Genomic DNA, 14,256 nt, shown 5'->3' with positions numbered 1-14,256 from the left:
AAGCCCGTGCGCGAATGGCTAAATTGGTCATCATCGAGTTTGAGGCAGGTAATAGAGACCCTTACCTAATTGCCGAACAGGTAGCCGCAGCCGAGGTTAAGATTAGCATGAGTGGCTAACTTTTACGACTTTCACCACATACACGGTGGCCTAACGTTAGGCTAAGGGCGAAGATTAGCTTGCTAATTTTCAGAGCGCATGTAGATTTGCGAAATGAAAATCTCGGCCAAGAACGCTTTCCAGCTGGTTCTAACTGCCGTGCACGTTGATGGAACCCTTTTAGAGCCATTTACGGCTCGAGATTTGCGCCGAATTATACCCGGTTGGAATTACACCGAATACTTTGGCTTTCTCGCTTACAACAGTGATTATAACCTACCGTTAGACACTGCTCTTTTCATTCGTGTAGCGAGAGGGGCATATTCCCTCAACGTCAATTCTCCACCGCTATTCTGATTAGTAACCCACCTGATGCGCGGAAGCGTGGCGGGTCTTGTTTGATATGCGAAGCGCACCGCAGTCGGCCCATCTGGGCGGCAGTATACACGGGATTTCTCCTGCCAATTATCCAACTATCCCAGCGCTCACTTGCAGCTATTCGCCGGGATCGGCTGCAATCCGCCGCCTCGCATTCCGTTGAGGCGTTGCCTCGTACTCTTGCCCATCCGCTATGCAGCGGGTTCGATTTCCAATAAAAAACCGCCCAGATTTCTCTGAGCGGTTTAATTAAACTGGAGGTCACCAGTTATTAGAACTTGTAGGCAACGCCGAGACGAACTTCGTTGGTCTTGAACTTGTTACGCGCTGTCAGCACGTCGTCTACTACAGAGTAGTTCTTTTTGCCGTAATCGCTGTAACGGTATTCAAGGCGAAGAATGACGTTATCCGTTGCAGCGTAATCTACGCCAGCGCCAGCAGTCCAGCCAACGTGGGTCTTGCTTTTGGATTCTGAAACATCAAAAGCCGTTCCATCAATGTCGCCCGAAGCTGATACGGTATTCTTAACGCTGCCAATTGCAACACCTGCGGCAACGTATGGAAGCCAACGATCAAATGCATAACCTGCACGTGCACGAACGGCACCGGAAGTGCGAAGCTTGCTTTCAGCGCCAAGCGTCAGAGTATCAACGCCATCAGTGAAGGTCTCAGAAATGCTGTCTTTCTGATTGTTGAAGGTTACATCACCATCAAGACCCAGAACAACATTGTTGCCGAGGTCGAAGTTATAACCGGCGTATAGGCCGCCAAGGAAACCATCTGGCTTCATGTGACCGACGTTGTAGCCGTTTAGATCGAAGGTGGACTTCGCCCAACCCCAACCAACCTGACCGCCAAGATAACCGCCAGTCCAAGAGAACACAGGTGCAGAAACAACCGGTGCTGGTTCGTCATAAACGATGGCGTCAGCTGCATTCGCTGCCGAAACACCTGCAAAGATAGCTGCCGAAGCAAACAAGATCGCTTTAATTTTCATTTTAATCTCTCCAAGCCCATTAGAAAAACTCTAGAGATCAAAATAGGCCACCACGCTAAAAAGTCTGTAGTAAATAAGCCACACCTAATGCAATAGGGACTTTCAACCGGTTGGCACCTTGTTATGATTAACAAATAGGCAACAAAAAAGCGGCCCGAAGACCGCTTGCAAATCACTTGGCGACTTTACGCAAATCACCACAATACAAAATATAGTGTAATTCGCGTACGCGGGCAACTACTTATCGCGTTTTGTACCCCCAATGCACAGCTAAATCGTCAAGACCGTCCTTGAGGTAATCACTGATGGTTTTCTTCTCGCGCTGTGTCTTGGCGATGTCCGCTATTTCCATGCCCTGCCCAACGACTTTGATCATAATGTCGAAGGTTCGCTTGCCCAGAACTGGCAAGCAGTTATTCAAATGATGCGTAGCTTCCACGACTAAATCAGGCAAAGGATCGATTGCCTTACCGCCGTCGACTTGAACGCGGCTGTAATCAATCGCTATAGCCCCCTTTGCTCCTGAACGCTCCCAAAGCATCCGGAATCGTCCTGCTGCCGCCCATTGAGCTTCGTTGATGTGTCCACGAGCGTACAGTGTTCCAACGGCGCTTTCTTTGATGTTCACGAGCGCGCTGACCTTCAACGGGTTTGAACGCGAAACCTTGTGAGCGGGGTTGTGATAGGGATTAGGAACTTTACTTACTTCGACCTGCGATTTCAGGCTCCCCGGTTCATCATGCTTACGCCTTGCCACCTTGAGGGCATCGCGCAAATTCTTGTCGTTTGATTTCCGCTGTTCTGTTATCGCCGCCATAGTGTTTCCTCATCGCCTTGGTTATGCTTATGCCGCTTGCTCGATGCCGCGCAGCTTGTTTCGTGCCACGTGTAGAAGCCTTTCCGCTTCCGCCTCTGTCTTTCCCATAAGCCTTGCAATCTCCATGGTGTCGTAGCCTTTGCGGAAGAGCCGGTGGGCTTGCGCTGCGCATGAATTGCCGTTCAAGATTTTCCTCTGACTGCATATCCGCTTGATAAGCGCTGGCGCATAGCCGTGGTGTTTGCCCATTGGGTGTTGGGTTGAAGGGGTCATGCTGCCTCCCCGCGAGCTTTGGCGAGAGCCTTGTTAGCCATGATGATCCAGCAATCGAAACCTGCCTGCTCTTGCAGGCCTGCGATTTCGCAATCCCTGACGAGACGGTATAGCGCCTCATAAAGCTCTGGTGCTGCGGCAATGAGGTGGGCGTTGGCGTCTCTTTCATCTCGATCAGGCCCAAAGCCTTTTGAGTAGCTCTCGACTACGCAGATTGTCCGCTCATATCCCTTGGCGAATATCGATTGATAGGTATCTCGGTTGAAAGCTTCCCAAGGCCCCGGCGTAAACGTTGTATCGGCCATTATGCTGCCTTCCCTGCTTGCTTGAATGTACCCGTTGACAAATTGGTGAAGCTGTCGGCGCTGAATTCCTTGCCGTTTGCTTCTGCCAAGGCCTGCAATCTGGCCATTGCCGCGTCGTAAGTGTTTTCTTGCGCTTTCTCGTTTTCAGTCTTCATTGCCGCATGAAATGCTTCCATGCGCTTACGACCGCGTTCGTAGAATGCCTCGTCTCGCTCGACTTTTGGCGCTGATAGACGCTTGCTCTCTGCTAACGTTTCCCGGTGAAGCCGTTCACGTGCCATATCCTCGGCTACAGCCCTCTGGTTCTTGTCGCACATGATGCGAAGTGCTGGCGCTGCTGGCAAAAACTCGCTGCCGTGCGCACCGCGAATAACGTCCCTGATTGTCTTTGCGAGAGCGCCCTTGGATACATCTTCCAGCGCCATCATGTAGATTTGGCGATCAAAATCCGGCGTATCGCTTTGTCTCGAGGGTAATGATTTTAGCATCGTCAGGCTCGCGTCGATCTCTGCCGGTGTCGCTGCCGAATAGAAGCTGTCTGAATTCTGGGCTGATGTCGTCGGTACCATTTCGCTGTAACTCCAAATAAGCTGCTTCACTTGCGTTTCTTGGGGTTGAAGGCTTAGGAGGCGGTTCTTTGCGGTGAGGCTTGCGTTCTACAGCTGATCGGCACCAATTGCGCCAAGTGGCAAGCCAATCGAGCTTGACGCCACGCTGCCCCGGCTGGCTGTTCCAGTAATCGCGGAACTTATCGGCTTCACGGTGGGCGTCTTGCTCCGAAAGGCCAAGGCGAACGGCTTCCGAGATATCCGCTATGAAATCATCAGGCAGTCTCGAACCGCGTTTTGATTTTGCGGGCGCTTGCGCCTTAACATCTGAACGAAGTGAAGATGTAATTGGTGTATTGGTGTCTTTAGTGCGTTTTTCTTGCGTTGCGCTTGCGTTTTCCGTGCGTTCTGTTTCCTGATAATGCGAGTAATTACAGATACTTATCTGCGTTTTCCCTGCGTTCGTTTCCGAAGCGATCATTTCCTCTTTTTCGAGGAGCTTTAGGAACGAGCGGACACGATAATCAGACTTCCATTTCCATGCTGTTTGAAGCTGGCGCAGGGTCACAAATAAGCTACCCGCCGGAACTTCGTGCATATCGGTGCCGACACGGTGGCGCGTTGCTTTCCATGCTGCGTTCGCAATGAGCCACAACCATGCTTCACGTTCGGTAAGAGGTTCAGCCTGAAATAGTTCATGGTCGAATATGGAAGTTTGAACGCGCACCCATCTGCTCATGACGCTAACGCCTCCTCGGCGCGCTGCAAGATGACGACACATTCCTCTTTCAAACCGGCATCCCACGTCATTGTGAGGCGTTCACAGAGGCTGTCGTTCTTGATGACCTTGTAATGCTGGAGAACGTCGAGAAGCGCTTTCATGCGGTTGTCGAGGTCCATGCGCTTATGCGGACGCTTCAAAGCAACTGAGATGCTGAAAGGCCCGTCTATGAATTCATTCTTGCGGTTGAGGAAGAAGCCGCAGTCTTTGCGCCACTTCGCGTATTCAGGCGAAATGCGACGAGACTTGCCCCAGCCAACATAGATGTCCCAGACAGAGGGCGGGAACGGGAGCGCGAGCTTGATCATGCTGCCGCCTCGCCTTCTGCCTTGCGGGCGATGATCTGCTGATCGAGAAGCTTAACAACCTGCTTGCGATGCTGGAGAATGCGCTGATGCTGCGCAATCCAGTTGTCTGGACGCGGCGGCTTTGAGCGCTGGCCTTTGCGAATAAGGTCTTCCATTGAAAACACTTCGCCCAAGGCAATGTCGTGCATCTCTCGCAGGGTAAGCATGATCAGGCATCCTTGCCTGTAAGAACCGGCATAGGATGATCGTGAGCCTCAAAGAACCGGCATGATGACGCTTCGTGAGGAATGAGCCTCTTTGCCTTATTCAGAATAGGCTTTAGGCAATAAGCGTCCTTTGGCTGTCCGGGGCGGTCTTTGTGTTTTTTGCTGTTGCGCTTTGGATGCTCAATTGTTTCGACATACTTGCCTTCGGCATCCTTTTTGAACTTCTTCTTTCCCCAAAGCTTGCACTCCCGGCATGTTGTGCCTTGAGGCCCGGTGCCAGCGATGTGAGCCTGTCCGAGATAGGTGCTGCTGATCGGGCAATCAAAATCCGCAGAGGTCATGCGCGGCGTAATCGAGAAAAGCACGGCCATTACATTCTCCATAGGAAATAGAAGCCGATCAAACCGATCAGCAAGATTGTCAGGGCTGTTGAAAGGGCGGAGACGAGTGCCGCGTGAAAGAGGTTCATGCCGCTTCTCCCAAAATCGGATTGCGGCCTTCCCAAAGAATGCGCGGTGAATACGCGCCACCCTTTGGCCCCCAGACATACCAAGCATGATCTTCGGTGCCGGAAGAATCGCCCGGGAACCATTGGATGCGATCAACGAGCGCAATCTTTGCCCAGAAGCGCGCATTATCTCGGAAGAGATCGGCGCGGGTTTTACCAAAGTCGAATTTGGCAGTGAGCAGCAACGCAACGATGCCATCACAACGCTCAAGAGCGAGGCGAGCAAAGTTCACTGCATCACGGTTTCCCTTGCCATAAGGCGGGTTCGTAATGATTGCCTCAATTGAAGGTTCATTGTGTGGACGATCCTTGAGAAAATCGAATATGGCGTCATGCTGACGATCATATGTGGCAATGTCAGAGGTACGGACGATCCCGCCATTGTCGCGCAAAACATCGGCCATCAGGTGATTGCCTGCGGCTGGCTCCCAAACATAAAGGCCTCGCACTGGAAAATGGCGAAGAAAGGCTTCTGTAGCCCACGGCTCTGTCTGGTACAGATCATTTTCAGCACGAGCATAGTTCGACGCAACAAAAGTCATTTATCGCCCTTCTCTATTCTGGTCGGATAGGTTTCCTGATCCTTTTGACGGCGAACCTTGCGCCTCCAATACTCGCGCACTTTCTGCCACGCGGCCTGCAACCGACGCTCCAACCAGAGAATCCGTGAGGCCAAGAAGTTTCGAACCACGCTCATGAGCCAATTCCCTCTCGGCTTCGTATGATTTTACTGATGCTATGCGCACGGCCTCGTACGCGCGGGCTATGGCCGCATAAGCGGACACAGGCATGTCTTTGATTGATCGGTATCGCAGGCGGTGCATCCAAGATGCTGGCGCTCCATAAAGGCGCTCGGCACGGTGCATTGCGGCGTCAACAGTATCGCCCGGACCCCGGAAGGTCCGTTCAAGGATGAATTCGCTCATACCTTTTGCGTTGCTGACGAAATCGACACTCATTTTGTCAGATCCTTCAAAACCTTTGTCGGACATTGCAAAGCTCTCCAGCTACGTTTCAGGACAGAGACGCACTGAAATGAAACAATCGCTGGAGAGACTGTTTGGACCACATCGGACACGCGGCTTGGAGAGTTCTGCAAAACGCTCGTAAGGCCGCGATAGCCCGAAGAAATGACGAAGACGCGGAAGGGCGTAGTGAAGTGCTCAAGGTTCAAAAAAGACCTGCCACCACGCGCCAGCACCCCGCGCCCACTGTTGCGGGAGAAAGTGCCGGACTTGAAAGAACGCGCAAAAAGCGCCCCGCAAGTTCTGAGATTTGAGAATTGGTCAGGCTGTTTCCTCATCGCCGCTTAGTCCTGACCATGAGAGGAAGCCGTGCCACGCTTATTGAAAGGTGGCACGGCTTTTTCGTCTGCCGCTTGGGAGGCGTTAGGAGCAGACTTAAGGAGATTTGATAAAGCATGATGACGAGTGCGACCGCTCGCGCCTTTGCCGGTGATCTGGCAAGTCGCAATGAAATTACCGTCTTGTGTGGGATATACGGTCGCGCTCATGGATCAGGCCATTCCCAACGCATCGAGATAGAGTTGAAGCATGGCTTCTTCTTCCTGACGCTCATGGTCTTCCTTCTTGCGAAGGCGAATGATTTCCTTGAAAGCCTTAGTGTCGAACCCAGAGCCTTTAAGCTCGGCAACGATTTCCTTCTGGTCATCGCTGATAGTCTTCTTTTCTTCGTCGAGACGTTCGTACCGCTCGATGAAGGCACGCAATTGGCCGACAGCAATTGTCTGGGCTTCCGATGTAATATCGTCGTTCATTGGTTAATCCTGATTGGGGTTGAGGTTTGGAGAGTTCATGCTGACGCCCTCATTCGGGAACGCTTGGGCGCAGACTTCGCGATGAAGTCCTCTGGCTTGAGTTTGATCTTTCGATCTTGCGCAGCTTCAATCAGCACCGGAACATGCCAATGAGGAATTGCCCCTCCAGTGCCACCCGCATCTTTGGGCATGCGCCAGCGCATCACCGAATGCGGAGAAACGCCGACAATGGTTGCAACGGCGGTCAAACCGCCAAATTCTGTGATGATTGTGTTTGCTGGCTCGTGTCTCATAAACAAGAATGTATGATATTCGTACAATCTTTGCAAGTCAGAATGTACGATAATCCTACGTGCTACAAAAGCAGCATTGTGCGAAAATCAAACAATGCAGGATAATATATCGCAAATGTTCGCCGAATGGGTTGCCAGCAACCTAGATAAGAAGGCTGGCAAGACCCAGAAGGGACTTGCCGAGGCTCTAGGCGTTGCGCATCCTCAAATTACGCATCTCGTCAAAGGTACGCGTGACATTAAGGTCCGCGAGGTGCCGATCATCGCAAAATATCTAGGCGTAGCCCCACCAAGTTGGCCTGTTGATATTACGCCCAATGTTGACCCAGAAGCTGAGATATTCCGGCTGTTGCAGCAGGCTGAAGGATTAGACAAGCGCGCTGTAGAGCTTGCATCTCTTGCGATAGAGGCCGCGTTTCAGGCTAAGAAGAAAAAATCATCAGAGCTTGCCTCTGATGATCAATCACTACCTGCCAATCCCCACCATGAACCAACCCCATAAGGTCGGAAAGCCGTTCACTGATCTTCTCGATTTCACGAACAGCCTTCAATTCCTCGCTGGAAAGCGCTTGCTCTAACATTTCATCGACAGTTGATTTCTTAAGAACTTCTCCGCCTGAGACGTAGTTGATCAACTCACACCCCCGGCGTTAGACCTTTTCCATCTCATCGACTTCTGGCGGCAACTGATCGCCATGAGCAAAGATAAGCTTTGGCGGTTCGAAATCCCCGGTATCTGCATCGCCGGTATTTGTGAAAGCAATCACCATAGGGCTGCTGATAGCCATGCGCTCAGCTGTCCGCTTTGCGTGTGCAACGTCCTTTGCAATGAAAGGCGTGTCAGCAACCAGCTTGCCCCGCTGACCCTTGCTGTAGCTCTGCACTACGAAATGCGTTTCCATGCCCATTACCCATACTCCCTGTACGCTTGTTGTGTGCGGCAGGATGACTCAGGAATGAGAACATTTCAAGAACATTCTAAATTAGAAGTGAGTAGCAGATCGTCGCCGCTACATATGGTGAGCTACGAAAGGGTTGGCGAGAATTCTGGTTGTGGATAAACGAATCTGCTTATGATCGGTACAGCGGCGCTATCGCCGGAAGAGTTTGAGCAGTTGACGGCTGTATGATGGCGCGGGGGTGCGGGGTTGAATAGTGAACAACAAGAGCGGTTCTTTGATCATTTAGACCGAGTAGACAGAGCGCCTAAAGAACTGGATGCCATGCCAGAATGGACGCTCAAGACTGACAGGCTAAGTGGCAGGCTGATGTGGCACACTGCCGTAAAGCTTAATGGTCGGCTTGGCGGTGGGGTATCTATCCGGCTCACAACGCCAGCAGCAGCGTGGGAACGTGATGTTTACGGCCATACAGAAATTGTTTCGCCCGCAACTCTCAACCGACAGGTACGCATTAACCCGGTTGAATGGAAGCCGATGAGGCCACATAGAAACCCGCCATTCGATAATGACGATCACAGCCTCGCCACTTATTTTGATAGATGGCACCCATATGAATTAAACAGATCGCTGAATCCTGATGCATTTTTCCAAAAGAGCACGGGCATTGCATTGCCATTACCTGTAGAAGTTACCACATTTTCAGAATATCTTCATTTCTGTGGTACAGTATGGAAATGTCCATCTATTGAAAGGGTGCCAACGCCACCATGGTCTCCGCAATTGGTATGAGAGAGCAGGAATTGCAATTGATCGCCGACGAAGTCGCGCGGTCGCTTTCCTATGCCATGATTGAAGGGCGGACCGCGTATATTACCACAGCAGTAAATTATCCAAATGGCACCGCAGTCGTAGTTCGGATAGATATTGACGGCGATAGTTTCTTTGTATCGGATGACGGACAAGGGGCTTTGAATGCTGAGTTATTCGGAGCAAACCGCGCATTTTCACAAGTTGCTCCAGATGTGGCGAAGCGGTTTTCAGTGCAGTACGACAACCGTTGTTTTTTCCTCATGCAGGCGAAGAGGAAACAGCTTCCAGCAGCAGTCGCGCTGATTGCAAATGCTTCGACTGTGTCTGTTGACCGAACCCTACAGGCGCTTGACCGACAAAAGGTCAAGGCATCGAGAGAGTTGTTCACAAACAGGATTATCGAAGCATTTGGCGATGCCGCGAAATTCAATGCTCCGATTATGGGCACAACAAAAAAGTGGGATGTTGACGCAGCAATCATCTCACACAATAGGGTCGAAGCCGTTTTTGAGTTCGTTACGCCTGCCCCGGCTTCTGTCGCCTTCGCTCACATGAAGGTCGGCGACATAACTGCCATGCTCGACCATCCTAGAACAACAGTCGTATTATCCGATTACGATAAAACGGAAGCACCGTTAAGACAGATACTATCAATGTCCGCCGATACAATTATTGCAGCAAAATCCGAAATTTCAGAATATCGGCAAGCCGCCTAAGGCATGACCACATCAAGCCTACCAAGCCTCGCTAACGCGGGGCTTTTTTGTGCTGAAGACAGCATGTAGTTTCACAAGAGGGTGTCTTTTATTTATTCTTTTCAATGGTATAGAAACCAAGCGCACACTCAGAAGCCACCCAGCTATTATTTGATGCGTAGCCCCGTTTTACAATTTCAACGGGGTTTCTTTTTGGCTTTGCAAAACTCGCTAAGAGCAAGAATCTCTTTAAGAGACGGCTTTTAATTCGCTCTTGATTTGATGTTGCTGCTTTCGAATTCTATTCCATTTTCTCGGACGCCACGGCTCGAGAACCAGGCCTAGAAGCCAATATCTCGAAAGGACACGAATAGTCTCCAAATGACCATTGGCTTCTTCAGCACTTAATCTTTCTAGTTCCCGCACTTTTAATTCAAGTAATTCATGCGCGGCACTGTGCTCTTTTTCTCGGAATTCTAGATGATCTAATTCTCGCCTCATCAATTGAGCGTTTTGAATGTAGTCTTTTGCGAATACATCGTGCCATATCCACCAAAAGTGAGCAAAACCACCACGCATTAAATCTATATCGTCTATGCAGTCCTGAGAATTAAAGTAATTGCCTGCTCCGCTATTTCTCACGCAATCCATAAATGAATCAAGAATAGCTTCTAGGTTGTACCTTTCCTGAAAGTACGGCACTCTACCGCTAGTGAACTCTTGCGCGCTCGCATAACCAGAAACGAGTTCGTCAGCTATCTGTTGAGCGGTTTTCTTGATACCGGCACATCTACCCGAAAAATTTCTTATTTCAGCAAGCTCAAAATTAGCCTCCGAAAGCCAGCCGGGACCGCCAAAATGGTCGTAACAGTAAACAGGACAGCCGCCGACCAAACTATATTGAACTGTTTTCCCTATAGTGATAATCGCATCTGCGGCCTGTATATCAGACGGCTCAATAAGCTTACTTTCCCCTCCGCGACCAATATGCTCACAGGTAACGCCCATATTGCTCAAGATCGACAGCGCATCCCTTACCTCATCCGGAACGTGATTTGATACAACCAGTACCCTTCTCAACGAATCTGATTTTTTGACATTAGACTGGTGAAACTTTTTTGGTGCCGCATTCCGAAAGTTGCACGCATAACCCTTAGGCTCACGTTTGGCTTTAAGCTCGCCTTCCACTCTTTCAGCATTAAAAAATATGCCTCCTGCATATTTTGCAGCAAAAGGATAATGATAAATTTCTGCAGGAGTTGATGAAGATAAATGGCCAGAAATAAAAATTCCTTCCCATTTTTTTAAATCCTGCAAATCTTGAGTATTCAGAGAGAAATGTCCGTGCTGGGAGCAAACTATATCGAACTTCGAAATATCAATTCTGATCGGAGAAACACTCACTCTTTCGTGTAGGTGAGGCTCAAGTACATCGGAGTATCTTTCGGCGCGGATGACTACCTCATTTCCCCGCTCAGCAAAATAATTTGCAATCTCAAGCGCAACAATTTCTGAACCGGTAAACCCAGAAAAATCATGAGTTATAACAGCAACTTTAAGCATTACCCCCCCTTATTATTTAATCTTTATGATGGGATCTTCTTATTGGCTAAAATAAAAAGATCAATATCCTAAGACCAAGAATTTTACTTTGGAATTACAATTAAAAAGCAATTTAGGCCGCTTCTTCGACGCGGCGGGAGAGAAGCAATTTTTGAAGCTTGAGGCGGCTGAAAACGTCTCATTCTTTCGCCCTGATTCTACACGGTTTGGCGGTGGGTGGAAGCGTCATTAAAAAATAATTATGATTTTCGTACATTTTATATTGCGCATTATGTATGATTATCGTACATTAATCTCAACAAACGAGTTGGGAGCAACGCCAAATGAACAGCCAATCTGAACTACAGGCAATCATTGATAACCAGATCGCGCGGCTGGTAGCGCTCCGTGCGCGCATCCCTGCCCTGACATGCTTTGACATGGTCGATCAGCGAAGCAGTGGGCTTGAAATCAACCGCACGCTGGAAGCAATCGCAGAGCTAAATGCTGATGCAGAAATTCAGGCTATCGACATGGTCCGCTCGTTCGGCAGTGAGAACGCGATTAGCCAGCTTGAGCGCAGTCAGTATCGCCTTGCTCGCCGCGACGACTATTCCGACCTCACATTTACCGCCCTTGAGAACATGCAAGCTGCTGTTCTTGAAGCTGCTGAGTGAGGCGGGCCATGACCGAACAGGAAATCAAAACCGAAGTCTCCGTGCTGCACTCGATATTGCTGGCAAAGGGTTACAAGTGGGCGGGTGCAACCGCTTACATTGCCGGCGCAAGCCAGCTGCCAAGTGTGTTGATAACGTCTCAGCAGCCTCGCATTAGCGAGGCACTCAGCGGCTCAACAATGCGCGATGCTCTTGATGCTGCTGCGAGTTACGTCAACGCGCTTTCGATTGCGCAGGTGGCAGCATGACCACCGATCACCTCACAGCAGAAACTCAAGCCGAGTTGGAAGCCACGCGCTCAATCATGAGCAAGTCAGAAGGCTTTGTTGAGCATCAACTGCGCTCGGCCTTCACGGATGCAGCCAGAATTTACGGCTTTGGCGGCGCTCGCCAACTCGCAGCAGAAATCATCAACGATTACGCACAGAGGGGAAGATAATGGCTTCTCAAGCAATTGATATTCACCATGAGGCCAGTGCGCCGGTTCCTGCTGTTCAGACTGAAACAGCAGCAATCATTCAGGTCATTGAGCGCGCTGCAATGAATCCCAATGTCGATATCGACAAGATGGAACGCCTGCTTGAAATGCAGGAGCGCATTATGGCGAGGACTGCTAAAGCAGCTTTTTCTGCTGCTCTGTCCCGTATGCAACCTAACTTGCCTGTCATCAATGAGCGAGGCGGCATTAAAGACCGCGCTGGGAATATTCAGAGCACCTATGCGCTATGGGAGGACATTAACGACGCTATTAAGCCGGTTCTGGCTCAACACGAATTTGCCCTTAGTTTCAAGGTCGGTCGCGAAGATGGGATGATTGTTGTAACCGGCGTTCTTTCTCACTCAGAAGGTCACTCAGAAGAAACTTGCATACACCTACCGACTGACACATCTGGCAGTAAGAACGCGGTGCAAGCCGTTGGCTCCAGCACATCATATGGCAAGCGATACACCGCATGCGCGCTGCTGAATATCACTTCGCGCGGGGAAGATGATGATGCTGAAAGCGCCGCAGAGAAGCAAAATCGTGAGCCTCATTCTCCACCATCAAAATCAAGTGCATCCCTGAAACGCGCTGACGCAAACGGTGATGACGCTTGGGAGCGCATGATTAAAGAACTGCGCGCTGATGTTGTTGATGTGAAGTCAACCGTTGCCCTGAGAGCGCTTTGGGATGCTTACAAGTTAAAGGCGCAAAAAGACCGTTGGCCGCGCGCCTGGATGGATTCGCTCGCCAATGAATTCGAAACCTATTGGGAAGGCCTTGCCGCACAGGAGGCCAAATGAGCAAGAACGAAAAGCCAGTTTATGGATTTGTCCGTAAGGGTAACAGCCTCCTGCCAGCTTCAAGCTATGACCTTGAAGCACTTGAAGGTGTCGCTCAAGGTGAAATGGTCAAAGTCGATATTACGCAGTTTAGGAATAAAGGGCGGCTACGAGCCTACTTCGCAATGTTGCGCAATGTGATTAACGCCTGCGGCCTAGTTTATACCTCCAAGAAGCTGCACGAAATCATCAAGCTTCAAAACGGAGTTATCGACCCGGTAACACTCCCAAGTGGCATCACCATTGCGCTACCCGGTTCAATCTCTTTTGACGAAATGAGCGAAGCTGACTTCCAGTCCTTTTTCAAGAAGGCTGAGAAGTGGCTTGCTGAAACCTACGGCTATGTCCGGCAGGAGGTCGCATGAAAACCATGTCTCTCCAAGCCCCTTCCGATGTTCGCCGCAGCCGTGAGAAGGCAAAGCTTTACATCGCCACGCATAACCAGCTTGAGCGCGAAGTTCGCGGCAAGTTCGACCGTGAGTGCGAACAGTATCTTGATATCGTCCTGTCGCTCACCGACTTCTCGGAGGTGAGCCATGCGTAAGGTTCCTGAGTGGGTCGGCAAGACCGACGACAGCAAGATACCCGACAGGGCGAAAGATCGTATCGTTGAGCGCCAAGGCGGATTATGCGCAATCTCAGGCGTGAAATTCGGCCCCGGCGTTAAGCCTCAGTTCGACCACAAAACACCTTTGTGGCTCGGCGGCAAACATTGCGAAAGCAATCTTCAAGCCATCACTGAGGATGAGCATAAGAAGAAGACTGCTGCCGAAGCTAAAGTTCGCGCAAAGGTAAACAGTCAACGTCGCAAGCATGTTGGGATTGCGCAGCCGAAAGGTTCCATCCCGTCACGCGGCTTCCCGAAACACGAAAAGTCCGGTCGCATCGATAAATCCGCCCTTCCACCATTGCCATTGTCCCGGCTGATGCAGTCAGGGATTGCGAGGACGCGAGTATGAAACTCTGCGAGCAAACACTTAAAGCGGCATCTGACCACCTCAATGCAATAGCAACAGC

General features: G+C 50.4%; 26 protein-coding genes. 10 read left to right on the top strand and 16 right to left on the bottom strand.

What is annotated here, in order from left to right; translation table 11 throughout:
* Nucleotides 1-748: 748 nt before the first annotated feature.
* From J2782_RS08580 to J2782_RS08515, 14 genes are all read right to left on the bottom strand, one after another.
* Nucleotides 749-1,474 (bottom strand): outer membrane protein, encoded by a 726-nt coding sequence (locus tag J2782_RS08580; protein WP_310011445.1) that lies wholly within the window; start codon nt 1,472-1,474, stop codon nt 749-751.
* Nucleotides 1,475-1,715: 241 nt separating this feature from the next.
* Complete coding sequence (locus J2782_RS08575) at nt 1,716-2,291, bottom strand: hypothetical protein (protein ID WP_310011442.1); 576 nt, start codon at nt 2,289-2,291, stop codon at nt 1,716-1,718.
* A 27-nt stretch (nt 2,292-2,318) separates the two neighbouring features.
* Complete coding sequence (locus tag J2782_RS08570) at nt 2,319-2,564, bottom strand: hypothetical protein (protein ID WP_310011440.1); 246 nt, start codon at nt 2,562-2,564, stop codon at nt 2,319-2,321.
* Nucleotides 2,561-2,869 (bottom strand): hypothetical protein, encoded by a 309-nt coding sequence (locus J2782_RS08565; protein ID WP_310011438.1) that lies wholly within the window; start codon nt 2,867-2,869, stop codon nt 2,561-2,563. The genes J2782_RS08570 and J2782_RS08565 overlap by 4 nt, the downstream gene beginning before the upstream one ends.
* Nucleotides 2,869-3,297 carry a hypothetical protein gene (locus tag J2782_RS08560; RefSeq protein WP_310011436.1) on the bottom strand — a complete coding sequence of 143 codons (429 nt, stop codon included), beginning with the start codon at nt 3,295-3,297 and terminating at the stop codon, nt 2,869-2,871. The genes J2782_RS08565 and J2782_RS08560 overlap by 1 nt, the downstream gene beginning before the upstream one ends.
* Before the next feature lie 13 nt (nt 3,298-3,310).
* Nucleotides 3,311-4,156 (bottom strand): hypothetical protein, encoded by an 846-nt coding sequence (locus J2782_RS08555; RefSeq protein ID WP_310011434.1) that lies wholly within the window; start codon nt 4,154-4,156, stop codon nt 3,311-3,313.
* Nucleotides 4,153-4,506: a RusA family crossover junction endodeoxyribonuclease gene (locus tag J2782_RS08550; protein ID WP_310011431.1), complete on the bottom strand. Its 354-nt coding sequence runs from the start codon at nt 4,504-4,506 to the stop codon at nt 4,153-4,155. Before J2782_RS08550 ends, J2782_RS08555 begins: the two co-directional genes overlap by 4 nt.
* Nucleotides 4,503-4,712 (bottom strand): hypothetical protein, encoded by a 210-nt coding sequence (locus J2782_RS08545; protein WP_310011430.1) that lies wholly within the window; start codon nt 4,710-4,712, stop codon nt 4,503-4,505. Before J2782_RS08545 ends, J2782_RS08550 begins: the two co-directional genes overlap by 4 nt.
* Nucleotides 4,713-4,714: 2 nt before the next feature.
* Nucleotides 4,715-5,083: a hypothetical protein gene (locus tag J2782_RS08540; protein WP_007877897.1), complete on the bottom strand. Its 369-nt coding sequence runs from the start codon at nt 5,081-5,083 to the stop codon at nt 4,715-4,717.
* A gap of 94 nt (nt 5,084-5,177) precedes the next feature.
* A complete protein-coding gene (locus tag J2782_RS08535) occupies nt 5,178-5,762 on the bottom strand; it encodes a hypothetical protein (protein WP_310011425.1) in 585 nt (194 codons plus the stop codon).
* Nucleotides 5,763-6,212: a hypothetical protein gene (locus J2782_RS08530; protein WP_310011422.1), complete on the bottom strand. Its 450-nt coding sequence runs from the start codon at nt 6,210-6,212 to the stop codon at nt 5,763-5,765.
* Nucleotides 6,213-6,529: 317 nt separating this feature from the next.
* Complete coding sequence (locus J2782_RS08525) at nt 6,530-6,733, bottom strand: hypothetical protein (protein WP_310011419.1); 204 nt, start codon at nt 6,731-6,733, stop codon at nt 6,530-6,532.
* A gap of 3 nt (nt 6,734-6,736) precedes the next feature.
* A complete protein-coding gene (locus J2782_RS08520; protein ID WP_310011417.1) occupies nt 6,737-6,997 on the bottom strand; it encodes a DUF2312 domain-containing protein in 261 nt (86 codons plus the stop codon).
* A 35-nt stretch (nt 6,998-7,032) separates the two neighbouring features.
* Nucleotides 7,033-7,296 (bottom strand): carph-isopro domain-containing protein, encoded by a 264-nt coding sequence (locus tag J2782_RS08515; RefSeq protein WP_310011415.1) that lies wholly within the window; start codon nt 7,294-7,296, stop codon nt 7,033-7,035.
* Between the two features lie 109 nt (nt 7,297-7,405).
* Between J2782_RS08515 and J2782_RS08510 the strand changes: the two genes are divergently transcribed.
* Nucleotides 7,406-7,792, top strand: coding sequence for a helix-turn-helix domain-containing protein (locus J2782_RS08510; protein ID WP_310011413.1), 387 nt, complete (start codon nt 7,406-7,408; stop codon nt 7,790-7,792).
* Between the two features lie 148 nt (nt 7,793-7,940).
* Here J2782_RS08510 and J2782_RS08505 read toward each other — a convergent pair whose 3' ends face one another.
* Nucleotides 7,941-8,198 (bottom strand): hypothetical protein, encoded by a 258-nt coding sequence (locus J2782_RS08505; RefSeq protein ID WP_310011411.1) that lies wholly within the window; start codon nt 8,196-8,198, stop codon nt 7,941-7,943.
* Between the two features lie 240 nt (nt 8,199-8,438).
* Between J2782_RS08505 and J2782_RS08500 the strand changes: the two genes are divergently transcribed.
* Together J2782_RS08500 and J2782_RS08495 are read left to right on the top strand one after the other, a co-directional pair.
* Nucleotides 8,439-8,981: a hypothetical protein gene (locus J2782_RS08500; RefSeq protein WP_310011408.1), complete on the top strand. Its 543-nt coding sequence runs from the start codon at nt 8,439-8,441 to the stop codon at nt 8,979-8,981.
* 17 nt (nt 8,982-8,998) lie between these two features.
* Nucleotides 8,999-9,718: a hypothetical protein gene (locus tag J2782_RS08495; protein WP_310011406.1), complete on the top strand. Its 720-nt coding sequence runs from the start codon at nt 8,999-9,001 to the stop codon at nt 9,716-9,718.
* 228 nt (nt 9,719-9,946) lie between these two features.
* On the opposite strand, the gene J2782_RS08490 is transcribed toward J2782_RS08495, so the two are convergent.
* Entirely contained in the window at nt 9,947-11,260 is a 1,314-nt protein-coding gene (locus J2782_RS08490; protein WP_310011403.1) for a hypothetical protein, read from the bottom strand.
* Between the two features lie 323 nt (nt 11,261-11,583).
* Here J2782_RS08490 and J2782_RS08485 point away from each other — a divergent pair, with 323 nt between their 5' ends.
* The 7 genes from J2782_RS08485 to J2782_RS08455 are packed head-to-tail and all read left to right on the top strand — an operon-like array spanning nt 11,584 to nt 14,198.
* Nucleotides 11,584-11,916, top strand: a complete 333-nt coding sequence (locus J2782_RS08485) for a hypothetical protein (protein WP_310011400.1) — start codon at nt 11,584-11,586, stop codon at nt 11,914-11,916.
* A gap of 8 nt (nt 11,917-11,924) precedes the next feature.
* Nucleotides 11,925-12,164 carry a hypothetical protein gene (locus tag J2782_RS08480; RefSeq protein WP_310011397.1) on the top strand — a complete coding sequence of 80 codons (240 nt, stop codon included), beginning with the start codon at nt 11,925-11,927 and terminating at the stop codon, nt 12,162-12,164.
* A complete protein-coding gene (locus J2782_RS08475) occupies nt 12,161-12,355 on the top strand; it encodes a hypothetical protein (protein WP_310011395.1) in 195 nt (64 codons plus the stop codon). The genes J2782_RS08480 and J2782_RS08475 overlap by 4 nt, the downstream gene beginning before the upstream one ends.
* Nucleotides 12,355-13,200, top strand: a complete 846-nt coding sequence (locus J2782_RS08470) for an ERF family protein (protein ID WP_310011393.1) — start codon at nt 12,355-12,357, stop codon at nt 13,198-13,200. Before J2782_RS08475 ends, J2782_RS08470 begins: the two co-directional genes overlap by 1 nt.
* The gene (locus J2782_RS08465) at nt 13,197-13,604 is read left to right on the top strand and encodes a hypothetical protein (RefSeq protein WP_310011391.1); all 408 of its coding nucleotides are present in this window, start codon (nt 13,197-13,199) and stop codon (nt 13,602-13,604) included. The genes J2782_RS08470 and J2782_RS08465 overlap by 4 nt, the downstream gene beginning before the upstream one ends.
* Complete coding sequence (locus tag J2782_RS08460; protein WP_310011390.1) at nt 13,601-13,783, top strand: hypothetical protein; 183 nt, start codon at nt 13,601-13,603, stop codon at nt 13,781-13,783. Before J2782_RS08465 ends, J2782_RS08460 begins: the two co-directional genes overlap by 4 nt.
* Nucleotides 13,776-14,198, top strand: coding sequence for an HNH endonuclease (locus J2782_RS08455; protein ID WP_310011388.1), 423 nt, complete (start codon nt 13,776-13,778; stop codon nt 14,196-14,198). Before J2782_RS08460 ends, J2782_RS08455 begins: the two co-directional genes overlap by 8 nt.
* Nucleotides 14,199-14,256: the final 58 nt, after the last annotated feature.

The sequence above is a fragment of the Brucella pseudogrignonensis genome (assembly GCF_031454375.1).
Taxonomy (GTDB): Bacteria; Pseudomonadota; Alphaproteobacteria; order Rhizobiales; family Rhizobiaceae; genus Brucella; species Brucella pseudogrignonensis_A.
The sequence above is the reverse complement of the archived record's forward strand: the minus strand, read 5'-3'. Positions and strand labels throughout refer to the sequence as shown.

Bases quoted from the DNA above. Each gene is read 5' to 3' on its own strand.
- J2782_RS08545 (WP_310011430.1), bottom strand. From the start codon at position 4,712: ATGCTTACCCTGCGAGAGATGCACGACATTGCCTTGGGCGAAGTGTTT.
- J2782_RS08540 (WP_007877897.1), bottom strand. From the start codon at position 5,083: ATGGCCGTGCTTTTCTCGATTACGCCGCGCATGACCTCTGCGGATTTT.
- J2782_RS08475 (WP_310011395.1), top strand. From the start codon at position 12,161: ATGACCACCGATCACCTCACAGCAGAAACTCAAGCCGAGTTGGAAGCC.
- J2782_RS08460 (WP_310011390.1), top strand. From the start codon at position 13,601: ATGAAAACCATGTCTCTCCAAGCCCCTTCCGATGTTCGCCGCAGCCGT.
- J2782_RS08485 (WP_310011400.1), top strand. From the start codon at position 11,584: ATGAACAGCCAATCTGAACTACAGGCAATCATTGATAACCAGATCGCG.
- J2782_RS08555 (WP_310011434.1), bottom strand. From the start codon at position 4,156: ATGAGCAGATGGGTGCGCGTTCAAACTTCCATATTCGACCATGAACTA.
- J2782_RS08580 (WP_310011445.1), bottom strand. From the start codon at position 1,474: ATGAAAATTAAAGCGATCTTGTTTGCTTCGGCAGCTATCTTTGCAGGT.
- J2782_RS08470 (WP_310011393.1), top strand. From the start codon at position 12,355: ATGGCTTCTCAAGCAATTGATATTCACCATGAGGCCAGTGCGCCGGTT.
- J2782_RS08505 (WP_310011411.1), bottom strand. From the start codon at position 8,198: ATGGGCATGGAAACGCATTTCGTAGTGCAGAGCTACAGCAAGGGTCAG.
- J2782_RS08560 (WP_310011436.1), bottom strand. From the start codon at position 3,297: ATGATGGCGCTGGAAGATGTATCCAAGGGCGCTCTCGCAAAGACAATC.
- J2782_RS08520 (WP_310011417.1), bottom strand. From the start codon at position 6,997: ATGAACGACGATATTACATCGGAAGCCCAGACAATTGCTGTCGGCCAA.
- J2782_RS08530 (WP_310011422.1), bottom strand. From the start codon at position 6,212: ATGTCCGACAAAGGTTTTGAAGGATCTGACAAAATGAGTGTCGATTTC.
- J2782_RS08490 (WP_310011403.1), bottom strand. From the start codon at position 11,260: ATGCTTAAAGTTGCTGTTATAACTCATGATTTTTCTGGGTTTACCGGT.
- J2782_RS08465 (WP_310011391.1), top strand. From the start codon at position 13,197: ATGAGCAAGAACGAAAAGCCAGTTTATGGATTTGTCCGTAAGGGTAAC.
- J2782_RS08535 (WP_310011425.1), bottom strand. From the start codon at position 5,762: ATGACTTTTGTTGCGTCGAACTATGCTCGTGCTGAAAATGATCTGTAC.
- J2782_RS08455 (WP_310011388.1), top strand. From the start codon at position 13,776: ATGCGTAAGGTTCCTGAGTGGGTCGGCAAGACCGACGACAGCAAGATA.
- J2782_RS08525 (WP_310011419.1), bottom strand. From the start codon at position 6,733: ATGAGCGCGACCGTATATCCCACACAAGACGGTAATTTCATTGCGACT.
- J2782_RS08510 (WP_310011413.1), top strand. From the start codon at position 7,406: ATGTTCGCCGAATGGGTTGCCAGCAACCTAGATAAGAAGGCTGGCAAG.
- J2782_RS08565 (WP_310011438.1), bottom strand. From the start codon at position 2,869: ATGGCCGATACAACGTTTACGCCGGGGCCTTGGGAAGCTTTCAACCGA.
- J2782_RS08550 (WP_310011431.1), bottom strand. From the start codon at position 4,506: ATGATCAAGCTCGCGCTCCCGTTCCCGCCCTCTGTCTGGGACATCTAT.
- J2782_RS08570 (WP_310011440.1), bottom strand. From the start codon at position 2,564: ATGACCCCTTCAACCCAACACCCAATGGGCAAACACCACGGCTATGCG.
- J2782_RS08480 (WP_310011397.1), top strand. From the start codon at position 11,925: ATGACCGAACAGGAAATCAAAACCGAAGTCTCCGTGCTGCACTCGATA.
- J2782_RS08575 (WP_310011442.1), bottom strand. From the start codon at position 2,291: ATGGCGGCGATAACAGAACAGCGGAAATCAAACGACAAGAATTTGCGC.